The following is a 13,498-nucleotide window of genomic DNA, read 5'->3' on the forward strand; positions in this document are numbered from 1 at the left end:
ACGAAAAATTGGCCGGGTCGTTTGCCGACCCGGCCAATGAAATTGCGATGTTTCGATGCACGGTCGAGAGAGCGCTAGCACCAGCGGCAGCGGCCCCACGATGCGCAGCACCCCGCGCATGTCACCCATGGCACGCCGATCCAGCCGATGCCGCAGCCGCCGCATCCACCGCAACCGACGCCGCAGCGGCAACCTCGGCATGCCCTGCATCCGCCGCAGCCTCGGCAACCGCCGCAGCCTCTGGCGCCGCCGCAGCCGCCACAGCCATGGCCGCAGCCGCATCCCCGCGCAAGCATCACGCCGCTGGCGGTTTTTTGATCGTCGAACAGATGGAAGGTCGCGAGACTGACGTCGGCCAGTTCTTCCTCGCTCAGCGAGGTCACGTGGTTGGGCGTGAAGTTCGGTCTCTGCGGCGACTCGCCGGTCGGTACGGCCGACGCCAACGCGCTTCCCGCCAGCGAAAAACTGAGACCGGCCACGCCCAGCGCCGGTACCGCGGCTTTCGTCATTCGCTTCTTTTTCGAAGCTTGCTTCGCCCGCTGCATGGCCGCATCCTCCAGAGTTGGAAGAACGATTTTGAGAAGATTATCCTACGCCGAGCGAGCACCGCAGGCAAGATTTGCGAGCACGCAAAATGTAATGAGGCGCGTTCAGATTGCATTCATCTTCATGAACGATGTCGCCGCAGTTTCATGACTTGCATGACAGATCATGACAGTGCAGCGAATTGCACCAGGTGCGGCTTGATGCATTGCGCAATCAGCCGCCTGCATGAATGGGGAAATTGGCTTGGTCGATCAACTCGGACGCTTCGCCTGGTATGAGCTGCTGACGACCGACATGCCGGCGGCAGCCGCCTTCTACGGCAAGGTGGTCGGCTGGGCCGTGAACGACGCGACGACTCCGGAACTCGCCTACACGGTGCTTGCTGCTGGTGACGCACCGGTCGCTGGATTGATGGCGCTCCCCGAAGAGGGAGTGCGCTTGGGCGCAACGCCGAGATGGGTCGGCTACGTCGCCGTCGATGATTTGGATGCGAAGGCCGCGCAGGTCCACCGTCTCGGAGGCGCCGTCCTTGTATCGCCGACCGACAGCAACATCGGCCGCATTTCAGTGGTTGCCGATCCGGAAGGTGCGACGTTTGCGCTGGTCACTGAACTGGCATACGGCCAGCAGCAACCAGGCAAACTGAACGAGCCCGGGCGCGTGGGCTGGCACGAGTTGCTGGCCGTGGACGGCAACGGGATCTTTCCGTTCTACGGCAACCTGCTCGGCTGGCAGAAGGTGCGCGCTGAATCCGATCCGGCAGATCTGTATGAATTGTTCTCCGTGGCTGGACAGACCATCGGCGGCATGCTCACCAAGCTTCCAAGCGTGCCGCAGCCGTGCTGGCTGTTCTACTTCGATGTCGACGACATCGGGGCCGCCGCCGGGCGCGTTCACGCGGGCGGCGGCCGCGTTCTCCAGGGTCCGATCGAGTTGCCCGATGGTTGCTGGATCGTGCGATGCGCTGATCCGCAAGGCGCCCTGTTTGCGCTGCAAGGAGCCTGGGATCAGAGCGGCCAGCGAGCTTCGACAGTCGGCTGGTCTGCCAGCTGGGGCGGCATCGCTTCAAAAGGCAGGGTGGTCGTCCACAAGACCAGGCGCTGAAGCATGATCCGGAAAAGTGCGCAGCGGTTTTCCGGAAAGATCATGCTCAAACAACAACCTGAAGCGCGATGATGATTCATCCCGATCTCATCGCGCTTTAGCTTACGTTTGAGGCCATTGGCCTGCGTTGCGCAAAACCAGCGAGTGCTTGATGTTAGGCGTCAGGCTTTAGGCAGGAGAACTCGAAGCGCCTGGTGCCCATTTTGGACGATCCATGCACGAAACGATGCGTCAAGCAGTTCTTTCATGGTCAGCCCGCAATAGGCAGCACGGATCTCACCATCCGGATTACCTTAGTGACGCCGCTACTGCGCTCAGCAGTCGAAAGCCGCAATCGTTGATCGTTTCGTTGGCTGCAGAACGTCGGCGTCGAGTCCCACCAAGGCAAGCCGTTGAAACCACTGGTGGGCCCGGCAGGACTCGAACCTGCAACCAGACCGTTATGAGCGGCCGGCTCTAACCATTGAGCTACAGGCCCCGCCGCGGGACGGCCGCGGGAACGCGCGGCCGGCAGACGGTGCGTGGTTCGTTTACAGGGCCTGAGGCGGGGGTGCAATCCTCAAGCGTTTTCAAGGCGAAGTGGTGCTCGGTCCGCGTCGGGACAACGCGCCGAACGAACCGGGCCGATCAAGCGGAATGCGCCGCGCGCCAGATGATAGCTGAATTCGGAATAATCGCATTCTGCCACTGTTTTGCCCGACGAGTCAAACGTCCGTCACGCTCATCCGGCCGGGGCACATTCTACGCTTCCTTAAGCCCCTGTGATTGCTCACGTCTTCTACTGTGCATGGGGTTGTTTTCGCACTCTTGTTTGAGAGGGCCTGTTGGCCCTCTCAAAACTCTTCTCGCGGCGCCCCGCTGCTAATCCACCGACACCCCCGCGAACTCCACCACCTTGCGCCATTTCTCGGTCTCGTCCGCGACCAGCTTGCCGAACTCGGCGGGCGTCATGGGCCTCGGGATGCCGCCATTCTCGGTCAGCCGCGCGATCACCTTCGGGTCCTTCAGCGCTTCGCCGACGGCCTTGTTGAGGATCTCGATCAGTTCGTTGGGCGTGCCCTTCGGCGCGGAGATGCCGTAGAAGCCGACCGATTCGAAGCCCGGCACGGTCTCGGCGATCGCGGGCACGTCGGGCACGGTCGGCCAGCGCTGCGGCGAGGTCACCCCTAGCGCGCGGACATTGCCGCCGCGCGACTGCTCGAGCGCGGAGGGCAAATTGTCGAAGATCAGCTGCACCTTGTTGGAGATGATGTCGGGGAAGGCGATCGCCGAGCCGCGATAGGGCACGTGGATCATGTCGCACTTGGTCATCGCCTTGAACAGCTCGGCCGACATGTGCACCGAGGTGCCGTTGCCGGAGGAGGCGAAGGAGATCTTGCCGGGATTGGCCTTGCAATAGTCGATGAACTCCTGGACCGTCTTCGCCGGAAACGCGTTGGAGACGACCAGCATGTTGGTGAGCTGCATGATGCTCGCCACCGGCACGGTGTCGCGCAGGAAGTCGAACGGCAGCTTCTTGTAGAGCGAGGTCGAGATCGCGTTGTTGGGCGCGACGAACAGCAGCGTGTAGCCGTCGGGGGCTGCGTTGATCGCAGCCGCAGCCGCGATGTTGCCGCCGGAGCCGGTACGGTTCTCGACGATGAATTGCTGGCCGAGCCGGTCCGAGAGCGCCTGCGCCATGATCCGCGCCACGATGTCGACCGGACCGCCGGCGGCAAAGCCGATGAGCCAGTGCACGGGGCGGTCGGGATAGGCGGCCGCGGCGGGAGGGGTGGCGCTGAAAAGACCTAGGAGAATCGCGAGCCCGAAAACACCGTTACGCAAAATTCGCAACATGACGCCTCCCATTGTTCTATTGTCGTTGGGCTCCATGCTTTCACAAAAACGGGCGGCTGCCTACATCGCCGCAAGTCGGTGTTGACGCAGGCCCGCCGGGAACGACCATGAGATTCGCAACCATCCTTCTCGCAGCGGCGCTGCTCGCCAGTCCCGCCGCGGCCCAAACCGGAGGCAACGCCATTCCCGCCAAGACAATCAGCCTCGGCACCGCAACGCCCGGCGGCGGCTTTCCGCTCTATGGCAATGCCTTCGCGGAAGTGATGAACGCGGCCGATCCCGTCATCACCATCGCCCCGCGCAACACCAAGGGCAGCAACGAGAACATTCCGCTTCTGGAGAAGGGCGAGCTCGATCTCGCTTTGGTCGCAGGCGAGCCGGCCTATGAGGCTTTTGCCGGCATCGGCCGCGCGCCGGTGAGCTTGAAGATTCTCACCGCGATCTATTCCAACCCCGGCATGTTCGTCGTGCGCGCGGACAGTCCCTACAAGACGATTGCCGATCTCGTCGGACAGCCCGTCGCGTTCGGCGCCAAGGGCTCGGGCCTGCCGATCCTGGCGCGCTATGTGCTCGATGGCCTCGGCCTGAAGCAGGACGAGGACTTCAAGGCGGTCTATCTCGACCGCGCCGGCGACGGCCCTGCCATGGTCGAGGACGGCCGCGTCGCCGCGCTCTGGGGAGCCGGCATTGGCTGGCCCGGCTTTGCCGCAGTGGCCTCCAGCGCGTCAGGCGCACGCTTCATCGCGCCAAGCGCGGAGGAGATCACCCGCGTCCGCGCCAAGCATGCGTTCCTGAAGCCGCTGACGGTGCCGGCGGGCAGCTACCCCAAGCAGTCCGAGCCCATTGCCTCGCTCGGCTCGTGGAGCTTTGTGCTGACACGCGAGGATCTGCCCGACGACGTCGCCTATCGCCTGGCGAAGACGCTGCATGGCAATGAGGCGACGTTCTGCAAGACACTTGCGCAGGCCTGCGAGACCACGGCCGCGAACACCGTCGCGGCCGCGCCGCGACCGGAGCTGATCCATCCAGGTGTGATGAAGTATTTTCGCGAGATCGGAGTGGTGAAGTAGGGAACGCTCCACGCGCGCGCTTTCTTCCTTCTCCCTTGTGGGAGAAGGTGGCGCGAAGCGCCGGATGAGGGGGCTAGGGGGTGCACCGTCATCGCGGCCTCATCCTCGCCAAACCTATTTCTTCACCAGCGGACACGCCGGGTCCGGCGGGCCGAACGCCTTGTCGCCGGAAATCGTCGTGAGGATCTTGTAATAGTCCCACGGATATTTGCTCTCCTCCGGCGTCTTCACCTGCACCAGCCAGAGGTCGTGCACCATCAGATTGTCCTCGCGCAGTTTGCCGTTGCGGGCGAAGAAATCCTCGATCGGCTTCTCGCGCATCTTTGCCGCGACCTTGAGCGGGTCGTCGGTGCCGGTCTCCTTGATGGCGTTGAGATAGTGCATCACGCTGGAATAGACGCCGGCCTGCCACATCGACGGCATCTTGTTCATCTTGGCGAAATAGCGCTTCGACCATTCGCGCGTCTTGTCGTCCATGTCCCAGTAGAACGAGGTGGTCAGCAGCAGGCCCTGCGCGGCCTGCAGGCCGAGGCCGTGGATGTCGGTGATCAGCGCCAGCAATGCCGCCATCTGCTGGCCGCCCTTGAACACGCCGAACTCCGAGCCGGTCTTGATCTCGTTCATGTTGTTGGGGGGACCAGCGGCAATGCCGATGATCTTGGCCTTGGAGGCCTGCGCCTGCAGCACGAAGGAGGAGAGATCAGGCGTTGCCAGCGGCGGCCGCACCGAGCCCAGCACCTTGCCGCCATTGGCAGTGACGACGCTGGAGGCATCGCGTTCGAGCGAGTGGCCGAAGGCGTAGTCGTCGGTGATGAAGAACCAGCTGTCCCCGCCGCGCTTGACCACGGCATCGGCGGTGCCGACCGCGAGCGCGCGGGTATCGAACACCCACTGGATCGCGAAAGGCGAGCAGAACTTGCCGTGGAAATCGGCGGTACCGGTGGAGTGGGTGATGAACAGCCGCTTCTTCTCGTTGGCGATGTTCTGCACCGCGAGCCCGACCGCCGAGACCGGCACGTCGACGATCAGGTCGACCTGGTCGACGTCGTACCAGCGCCGCGCGAGCGAGGCGCCGATGTCGGCCTTGAGCTGATGGTCGCCGACCACGATGCTGATCGGCTTGCCGAGCACGGCGCCGCCGAAATCGTCGACTGCCATCTGCGCCGCGGTCACCGAGCCCTGGCCGGTTGGCGCGGAGGCCGGACCGTTCATGTCGGTGAGAACGCCGATCTTGACGACGTTGTCGGACACCTGCGCCATGGCAGCGCCCGGCAGAACGGCCGCTGCCAGCGCGGCCGCGACCGGCAGTCCAAATCTCGCTCGTTTCACGTTTGTCCTCCCCTGGGTCCGGCGCGTTGGCCGGTGTTGCTTTCGCCGGGTATGGCCCGGCTGAATTGGTTTCTTTTGCAACTATTTTGGGGTGGGCGTCAACGTCAGGCCGCGAAGCGGATCTGTCCTGCCGGCGAGGGGTCGTAGCCGGTCAGCTCCTCGGCGCGCTGGAGCAGCCGTCTTTCGCTGAGGAACCGGATCAGCGCCTGCATGGCGGGACGGAAGTAGGTGCGCTGCCGCATCGCGAGGTCGAAATTCTCCCAGACCAGCGGCACGAAGTCGAGGCCGGCCGAGCGCGCCGCTGCGCGCGTCGCGATCCCGCAATCGGCTTGTCCGGCGCGGACCATTTCGGCGAGATCCGGCCCGGTGAGGGCCGGCGCCTCCACCCGGCGCAGATCGCGCGTCGTGGCGTCCACGCGCTTGAGCAGCACCTCGAGCAGCATCTGCGCGCCCGTGCCCTGTTGTCGCATCGCCATCCTGGCGCCGAGCGCGAGCACGTCGGCGAGGTCGCTCAGCTGTCTCGGATTGCCCGGCGGCAGCACCAGGCCCTGCTCGCGTCGCACGAATGCGACCAGCAGGGCGTCATGCAGGTCCGGAGCGTTTTGCAGAGCCGTCACACTGGCATCGGCGGCAAGATTGCCGGTGGAATCCAGGCTGTGGAAGTGCACGGCCACGGCCATCACCTCGTCGCGCTGCAGGCGCTCCAGCCCGCGCGCGCTGCCCTCGCTCATGGAGCCGAGGCCGGAGCCGGATTCGCGCAGGCTCCAATCCAGCAGCTCGTCCTGGCTGCCGCCCACGACGGGCGGCGGCTCGGTGGTCAGCATGCCCGCCGGACGCGCGAGGCCCGAGAGGACCCAGAGGTCGAGCTCGTGCCGGGGGAAGAGCCACTTGCCGGTCACCTTGCTGCAGGGGATCGCACCGGTGGTGACGAGTTCGTAGAGCTTGCGCTCGCCAAGTCGGAGATAGTCAGCGGCTTCACTGGTCGTCAGGAATTCCATCCTGCATTCCTATGCAAATTCTTGCTTCATTTTGGGCGTTCGTCGCAGGTGGAATTCTGCAGTTCATTTTGTGTCCGCGGGAACCATGCCCGATCATCTCGTTGCTTTGCAACACATCCGCGCACGCGATTTCTGCTTTGGTGAACGATCCCGAAGCGCGCACCTTGCGGGCGTCGCGAATGCTTTGCGATCGCTGAGCCGCGTTATACCTTGCCGAAATATCCCGAACAGGGCGCGATTGGCGTCACGAGTGCGGCGCAATCCATCATCATGATCGCGTCATATCGAAGGGAACCAGCTCATGGCCGCTCGCCGCCTGTCCGTTGCATTCGCGCTTCTCTGCGGCCTTGCTGTGGGCGTTGCGGCCGCTCTCGCGGAGGATCGTGCGGTCGTGCTGGCCGCGACGACATCGACACAGGAGTCCGGCCTGCTCGATCATCTGCTGCCGATCTTCCGTGACAAGACCGGTGTCGAGGTGAGGGTGATCGCGCGGCGCGCCGACGAGGTGCTCGACGGCGCGCGAAAGGGCGAGGCGGACGTCGTGCTGACACATGCGCGGCCGCAGGAGGAAAAATTCGTTGCCGACGGTTTTGCCGTGAAGCGCTTCGACGTCATGTACAACGACTATGTGCTGGTCGGGCCGAAGAGCGATCCTGCCGGCATCAAGGGCAAGGACATCGCGACCGCGCTCAAGGCGATCGAGGCCAAGGGCGCGCCGTTCGTGACCCGCGGCGATCGCTCCGGCACCCATGCTGCGGAGCTCGCGCTCTGGATCGTCGCCGGCATCGACGTCGCCGCCGCCAAGGGGGCCTGGTATCGCGAGGCCAAGCAGGGCATGGTCGCAGCACTCGAGGCCGCGCGCGCCGCCAATGCCTATGTGCTGTCGGACCGCGGCAGCTGGATCGGCTTCAGGGATCGCGGTGATCTCGATGTCGTCGTCGAAGGGGACAAGCGGCTGTTCAACCAATACGGCGTGATGCTGATGAGCCCCGAGAAGTTTCCGAACGTGAAGAAGGAGCTGGGGCAAACCTTCATCGACTGGCTGATCTCGCCGGAGGGACAGGCTGCGATCGCAGCCTACAAGGTCGACGGCCAGCAGGTGTTCTTTCCAAATGCGGACAAGACGGCCGGCTGAGATCCTCATCTCCTGCGGTTGCCAAACCGGACGAGGCATGATCCATCATGGCGCATGACCCAGCGTCTGCCGCCATCTTTGACGCCGCTCGATACCGCACTCGCCGCGTTGCTGCGAGGCGTTGATCCGGTTGCGCCGGTCGTGTTGCCGCTGTCCGAGGCCATTGGCTGCGTCGCAGCGGGCGCGCCGCAGGTGGCGGCCTATCCGCCGCATGACATCGCTGCCGCGGACGGCTGGGCGCTGCGCGCCAACGATCTCGTCGGTAGCTCCGCCTATGCGCCGCTGCCCTTGGCGAGGGCCCCTGTTTGGGTCGATGCCGGCGATGCGATGCCGGAGGGATGCGACTGTGTGCTCGATGCCGACGCCGTGGAGGTCTCGGGGCCGCTTGTGCAGGTGCTGGCGGAGGGCGTGCCGGGGCAGGGTATCCGGCGCGCCGGAGGCGATATTGCCGCTGGCACGACGGCCGGTGCCGAGGGGTACCCGATCGGCCCGGCCGACCTGTTGATCGCGGGCGTCGCGGCGGCAGGCGGGCTGAGCGTGCGGCATCCGCGGCTGCGCATCGTCAACGTGCCGGGCGCGACGACGACGGCGCATATGATCGCGGGCATCGCCCGCGCCGCAGGACAGGATGTGCGGACGCTTGAGGCCGCCGCGCGCGATGAAGCATCGATCGCTGATGTGCTCGATGCGTCCGCCTGCGACCTGTTGTTGACGGTCGGAGGCAGCGGCCTCGGTCGCCAGGACGCGGCGGTGACCGCGTTGGCAGGGTGCGGCGAGGTGCTCGCCCATGGCCTTGCACTTCAGCCCGGCCGCACCGCTGCGGTCGGACGGCTTGGCAAGGTTCCCGTCGTTGCCTTGCCCGGCTCGCCGGATCATGCGCTCGCGGCCTGGCTGGCGCTGGTGCTTCCGCTCATCGATCGTCTGTCGGCACGGCAGCCGCGTCGGCCGATGACCCTGCCGCTCGCGCGAAAAATCGCATCCACGGTCGGCATCGCCGAAATCGCGCTGCTGGCCGAGGAACATCGTGCCTGGATGCCGCTTGCGGTGGGGGAGTGGCCGTTCCAGGTCATTACCCGTGCGGATGCATGGCTGATCATTCCCGCCAGCCACGAGGGATTTGCGGCGAGTACGCCCGCCGATGCCTATCTGATGCGGCAGTGATATGGGTTCCGGCATGACCACTCCGCAATCGCAAGCCCGCAGCGCGCTCGAGCAGGAGCAGTTCCTCAAGATCCTCTCGCGCGAGGAGGCCCTGGCGCGCTTCGAGGCCGCGCTGTTCCCGCGCGCGATTCCGAGCGAGCTGCGCAAGCTTGGCGATACGCTAGGCACGGCGCTCGCCGAAAATGTCACTGCGCCGATCGATGTGCCGCCGTTCGATCGCTCAAACGTCGACGGCTTTGCCGTCCGCTCGGCGGATCTCGCTGCGGCCAGCGAAGGTGCACCGAGGCGCCTTGCGTTGAATGCGGAGACCATTCACTGCGGCACCGCGCCGAGGATGCAGGTCGCGGCGGGCACCGCCACACCGATCGCTACCGGCGGCCCGCTGCCGCGCGGCGCCGATGCCGTCGTCATGGTCGAGCACACCCAGCCGGCCGGCCCTGATGCGATCGAGGTCCGCCGTGCCGTCTCGCCCGGGCAGTTCGTGTCCTACGCCGGCTCCGACATGGCGCGCGGCGAGGCGCTGCTGCGCGCGGGCACCATCATCGGATCGCGCGAGATCGGCATGCTGGCAGCCTGCGGGATCGCGGAGGTCACCGTCGTGCGGAAGCCGCGTGTTGCGGTGATCTCCACCGGCGACGAGCTGGTCCAGCCCGGCAAGGCGCTCGCGCCCGCGGAGATCTACGACACCAACGGCGCGATCGTCGCGGCCGCGATCGACGAGAACGGCGGCGAGGCGATCTTCCTGGGTGCCATTCCAGATGACGAAGCAAAGCTCGAAGCGGCGATGCGGCGCGCGCTTGCGGACGCCGACATGCTGGTGCTCTCGGGCGGCACCTCGAAAGGCGCGGGCGATCTGTCCCATCGCATCATCGGCCGGCTCGGTCAGCCCGGCATCATCGCGCATGGCGTCGCGCTCAAGCCCGGCAAGCCGCTGTGTCTCGCGGTGTGCGACGGCAAGCCGGTGGTGATCCTGCCGGGCTTTCCGACCTCGGCGATGTTCACTTTCCACGACATGATCGTGCCGGTGCTGCGCAGGATGGCCGGGCTGCCGCCGCGCTCCGACGCCAAGGTCGGTGCGACCGTGCCGGTGCGCATCGCCTCCGAGCTCGGCCGCACCGAATTCGTCATGGTTTCGCTGCTCGAGGGCAAGGGCGGCCTGATCGCTTATCCCATCGGCAAAGGCTCCGGCGCGATCACCTCGTTCGCGCAGGCCGACGGCTTCCTGCGCATCGACGCGCTCGCGGACCAGATGCCGGCGGGCAAGGAGACCGAGGTGACGCTGTTCACGCCGCATGTGCGCGTGCCCGATCTCGTCATCGTCGGCAGCCATTGCACCGGCCTCGATCTCGTTACCGCGCAGCTCGCGCATGCCGGCCTGACGGTGCGCTCGATCGCGGTCGGCAGCCTCGGCGGCCTTGCGGCGGCGAGGCGCGGCGAATGCGATCTCGCGCCGATCCATCTGTTCGACGACAGGAGCGAGACCTACAATACGCCCTACCTCGTCGAGGGGCTCGAGCTCGTCCCCGGCTGGCGGCGGATGCAGGGCATCGTCTTCCGCCGGGGCGACACGCGGTTCGAGAGGCTCAGTGCCAAAGAGGCCGTTGCTGCGGCGCTCGCCGATCCCGCCTGCATCATGGTCAACCGCAATCAGGGCGCCGGCACGCGCATCCTGATCGACCGGCTGCTCGGCGCTGCGCGACCGGAAGGTTACTGGAACCAGCCGCGTTCGCACAACGCCGTTGCCGCGGCTGTCGCGCAGCACCGCGCCGATTGGGGCATGACCATTGCGCCGCTCGCCCATGCGGCCGGCCTCGGTTTCATTCCGCTCGCCGAAGAGCATTATGACTTCGCGCTGGTGACGACGCGCAAGGACCGTCGGGCGGTGCAGGCGTTTCTCGATGCGCTCGGCTCGAATGATGCGCGTACGGCGCTGGAGCGGGCGGGCTTCCGGCCCGCGTAGACATGCCGCGTTTCACCGCGGCGGTCGGTCTGTGCGGCCTGATCGCCTTCGCGATCATCTGGGCGCAGCTCCTCAACGAGTTTCCAAAATCGTAAAGCGAGCTCAAGCCGCGTCGTCGAGCGCCGCGAGCCGTTCCGCCTCGGCGATGTCCTCGACCGTGTTGGCGTTGAAAAACGGATCGAGCGGCTCGGTCGGCCAGGTCACCGTCGCGAGCGGGTAGCGCGCGGTCCAGCGGTCGATCTTGCGGAGGTCTTCGACGACGAGTGCGTGACGCAGCTCGTCGCGCAGGGCGACACGCCACAAGCCGATCACCGGATGCGACTGCTCGCCTGAAGCCGCGACCGCGAGCTGCGCGTTCTCCCGGCTCCGCGCTTCGTGCAGGCGCGCGACGAGATCGCGCGGCAGGAACGGGCAATCGCCGGCTGCGCTGAGCACCCATGCGATGTCAGGCCGGTTGTGCGCGGTCCAGTCGAGCGCGGCGAGGATGCCGGCGAGCGGGCCGGGAAAGCCAGGCACGTCGTCGGCGACGACCTCCAGGCCGAAGGCGGCGAAACGCGCGGGATCGCCGTTCGCGTTGAGGATCAGCCCGCTGCATTGGGACGACAGGCGCGCGATCACGCGTTCCAGAATGGTGCGGCCGCCGATGGTGCGCATCGGCTTGTCGCCGCCGCCCATGCGCCGCGCCAGACCGCCGGCGAGCAGCACGCCCTGCGTCAGCGGAATTTCAGTCGTCACCACCTTCACCCTTGCGCTTGTGCTTGGCCGACTCTTCCTCGACGTAAGCGAGGTTCTGGTCGTGGACGATGCGTTCCTCGCCCGCGAGTGCGATGAAGCGCTTCCCGCGCGTGCGGCCGACCAGCGTCAGCCCGACCTGTCTTGCGAGATCGACGCCCCAGGCGGTGAAGCCGGAGCGCGACACCAGGATCGGAATGCCCATCCGCACGGTCTTGATCACCATCTCCGAGGTGAGGCGTCCGGTGGTGTAGAGGATCTTGTCGGATGGATCGACGCCGTGCCGGTACATCCAGCCGGCGATCTTGTCGACGGCGTTGTGCCGGCCGACGTCCTCGGTGTAGCAGAGCGGCGTGCCCTCCTTGCACAGCACGCAGCCATGGATCGCCCCTGCCTCGAGGTAGAGCGAGGGCATGGTGTTGATGGTCTGCGTCAACTGATAGAGCCAGGAGGTGCGCAGCTCGGCCTTCGGCAGCGCGACGCTTTCGACCGCCTCCAGGAGGTCGCCGAAGGCGGTGCCCTGCGCGCAGCCCGAGGTCTGCGTGCGCTTCTTCAGCTTGGCCTCGAAATTGGTGTGGTGCTCGGTGCGTACCACGACCACCTGGAGATCGTCGTCGTATTCGACCTCGGTGACCGCGTCGCTATATTTCAGCATGTTCTGGTTCAGCAGGTAGCCTAGCGCCAGATATTCCGGATAGTCGCCGATCGTCATCATGGTGACGATCTCCTGGGCGTTCAGGTAGAGCGTCAGCGGCCGCTCCATCGGCACCTTGATCTCGACCCTGGCGCCGGTCTGGTCGGTGCCGGTCACGCTCCGTGTCAGTCGCGGGTCGTCCGGGTTGGGGACGATCAGGGGCACCGGGGCTTTGTCGATCTTCATCATGGCCGCGACGTTAGCATGACATTCCGCTCAAGCCGATATAAGCATGGCCGGGAGAGAGCGAAATGCCGCCTCGTCGTCATTGCGAGCGCAGCGAAGCAATCCAGAACTATATCCGCGGTGACAGTCTGGATTGCTTCGCTGCGCTCGCAATGACGGGGATAGCCGGCGGGTTCCATCGGCCGGCGAGCCGTTGGCGGAGATCGAAGAGTTATGAAAGTCATCGGCCTTGCAGGCTGGAGCGGTGCGGGAAAGACCACGCTGTTGACGCGGCTGATCCCGCATTTCAACGCGCAAGGCCTGCGCGTCTCCGTCATCAAGCATGCGCATCATCAGTTCGACGTCGACGTGCCCGGCAAGGATTCCTGGCGCCATCGCGAGGCCGGGGCGGCCGAGGTGCTGGTGGCCTCGTCGAATCGCTGGGCCTTGATGCATGAATTGCGCGGCGCGGCGGAGCCGCGGCTGCCGGAGCTATTGAGCAAGCTCTCCGCGGTCGATCTTGTCGTGGTCGAGGGCTTCAAGCGCGAGCCGCATCGCAAGATCGAGGTGCATCGCGCCGCCAATGGCAAGCCGCTGCTGTTTCCGGACGATCCCGGAATTGCCGGCATCGCGACCGACAGCGCCATTGAAACCCGGCTGCCGACCGTCCATCTCGATGATATCCCCGCTGTGGCCGCGCTGCTGCTGCGTGCGGCCATGCCGGTCGAGGAAGCGGTGGCAACAAGCGTCGCGACACGCTGACGAGGC

The 13,498-nt window shown here is 65.7% G+C and carries 12 protein-coding genes and 1 tRNA gene; 6 read left to right on the forward strand and 7 right to left on the reverse strand.

Annotated elements, in window-relative coordinates; translation table 11 throughout:
• Positions 1-74: 74 nt before the first annotated feature.
• Complete coding sequence (locus tag ACNJYB_RS08910; protein ID WP_439373596.1) at positions 75-545, reverse strand: hypothetical protein; 471 nt, start codon at positions 543-545, stop codon at positions 75-77.
• 295 nt (positions 546-840) lie between these two features.
• Here ACNJYB_RS08910 and ACNJYB_RS08915 point away from each other — a divergent pair, with 295 nt between their 5' ends.
• Positions 841-1,650 (forward strand): VOC family protein, encoded by an 810-nt coding sequence (locus ACNJYB_RS08915; protein WP_439373597.1) that lies wholly within the window; start codon positions 841-843, stop codon positions 1,648-1,650.
• A 402-nt stretch (positions 1,651-2,052) separates the two neighbouring features.
• Here the strand turns inward: ACNJYB_RS08915 and ACNJYB_RS08920 are convergent.
• Both ACNJYB_RS08920 and ACNJYB_RS08925 read right to left on the reverse strand, forming a co-directional pair.
• Positions 2,053-2,128: transfer RNA gene (locus tag ACNJYB_RS08920), tRNA-Ile, on the reverse strand.
• Between the two features lie 383 nt (positions 2,129-2,511).
• Positions 2,512-3,486, reverse strand: a complete 975-nt coding sequence (locus tag ACNJYB_RS08925; protein ID WP_439373598.1) for a Bug family tripartite tricarboxylate transporter substrate binding protein — start codon at positions 3,484-3,486, stop codon at positions 2,512-2,514.
• Positions 3,487-3,593: 107 nt separating this feature from the next.
• Between ACNJYB_RS08925 and ACNJYB_RS08930 the strand changes: the two genes are divergently transcribed.
• Entirely contained in the window at positions 3,594-4,556 is a 963-nt protein-coding gene (locus ACNJYB_RS08930; RefSeq protein WP_439373599.1) for a TAXI family TRAP transporter solute-binding subunit, read from the forward strand.
• 114 nt (positions 4,557-4,670) lie between these two features.
• On the opposite strand, the gene ACNJYB_RS08935 is transcribed toward ACNJYB_RS08930, so the two are convergent.
• Together ACNJYB_RS08935 and ACNJYB_RS08940 are read right to left on the reverse strand one after the other, a co-directional pair.
• Positions 4,671-5,885, reverse strand: coding sequence for an ABC transporter substrate-binding protein (locus ACNJYB_RS08935; RefSeq protein WP_439373600.1), 1,215 nt, complete (start codon positions 5,883-5,885; stop codon positions 4,671-4,673).
• A 104-nt stretch (positions 5,886-5,989) separates the two neighbouring features.
• Complete coding sequence (locus ACNJYB_RS08940; protein ID WP_439373601.1) at positions 5,990-6,883, reverse strand: substrate-binding domain-containing protein; 894 nt, start codon at positions 6,881-6,883, stop codon at positions 5,990-5,992.
• Between the two features lie 301 nt (positions 6,884-7,184).
• On the opposite strand from ACNJYB_RS08940, the gene ACNJYB_RS08945 reads away from it, so the two are divergent.
• Genes ACNJYB_RS08945 through ACNJYB_RS08955 form a run of 3 tightly spaced genes read left to right on the forward strand, consistent with a single transcriptional unit; the run spans position 7,185 to position 11,139 of the window.
• On the forward strand, positions 7,185-8,018 hold the full coding sequence (locus ACNJYB_RS08945) for a substrate-binding domain-containing protein (RefSeq protein WP_439373602.1): 834 nt from the start codon (positions 7,185-7,187) through the stop codon (positions 8,016-8,018).
• A 54-nt stretch (positions 8,019-8,072) separates the two neighbouring features.
• A complete protein-coding gene (locus tag ACNJYB_RS08950; RefSeq protein WP_439373603.1) occupies positions 8,073-9,179 on the forward strand; it encodes a molybdopterin-binding protein in 1,107 nt (368 codons plus the stop codon).
• A gap of 1 nt (position 9,180) precedes the next feature.
• Positions 9,181-11,139, forward strand: coding sequence for a molybdopterin biosynthesis protein (locus tag ACNJYB_RS08955; protein ID WP_439373604.1), 1,959 nt, complete (start codon positions 9,181-9,183; stop codon positions 11,137-11,139).
• A gap of 102 nt (positions 11,140-11,241) precedes the next feature.
• Here ACNJYB_RS08955 and mobA read toward each other — a convergent pair whose 3' ends face one another.
• Positions 11,242-11,883, reverse strand: coding sequence for a molybdenum cofactor guanylyltransferase MobA (gene mobA / locus ACNJYB_RS08960; RefSeq protein ID WP_439373605.1), 642 nt, complete (start codon positions 11,881-11,883; stop codon positions 11,242-11,244).
• Positions 11,864-12,754 (reverse strand): formate dehydrogenase accessory sulfurtransferase FdhD, encoded by an 891-nt coding sequence (fdhD, locus tag ACNJYB_RS08965; RefSeq protein ID WP_439373606.1) that lies wholly within the window; start codon positions 12,752-12,754, stop codon positions 11,864-11,866. Before fdhD ends, mobA begins: the two co-directional genes overlap by 20 nt.
• Positions 12,755-12,964: 210 nt before the next feature.
• On the opposite strand from fdhD, the gene mobB reads away from it, so the two are divergent.
• Positions 12,965-13,492, forward strand: coding sequence for a molybdopterin-guanine dinucleotide biosynthesis protein B (gene mobB, locus ACNJYB_RS08970; protein WP_439373607.1), 528 nt, complete (start codon positions 12,965-12,967; stop codon positions 13,490-13,492).
• Positions 13,493-13,498: the final 6 nt, after the last annotated feature.

The organism is Bradyrhizobium sp. SMVTL-02 (assembly GCF_051853005.1).
Lineage (GTDB): Bacteria > Pseudomonadota > Alphaproteobacteria > Rhizobiales > Xanthobacteraceae > Bradyrhizobium.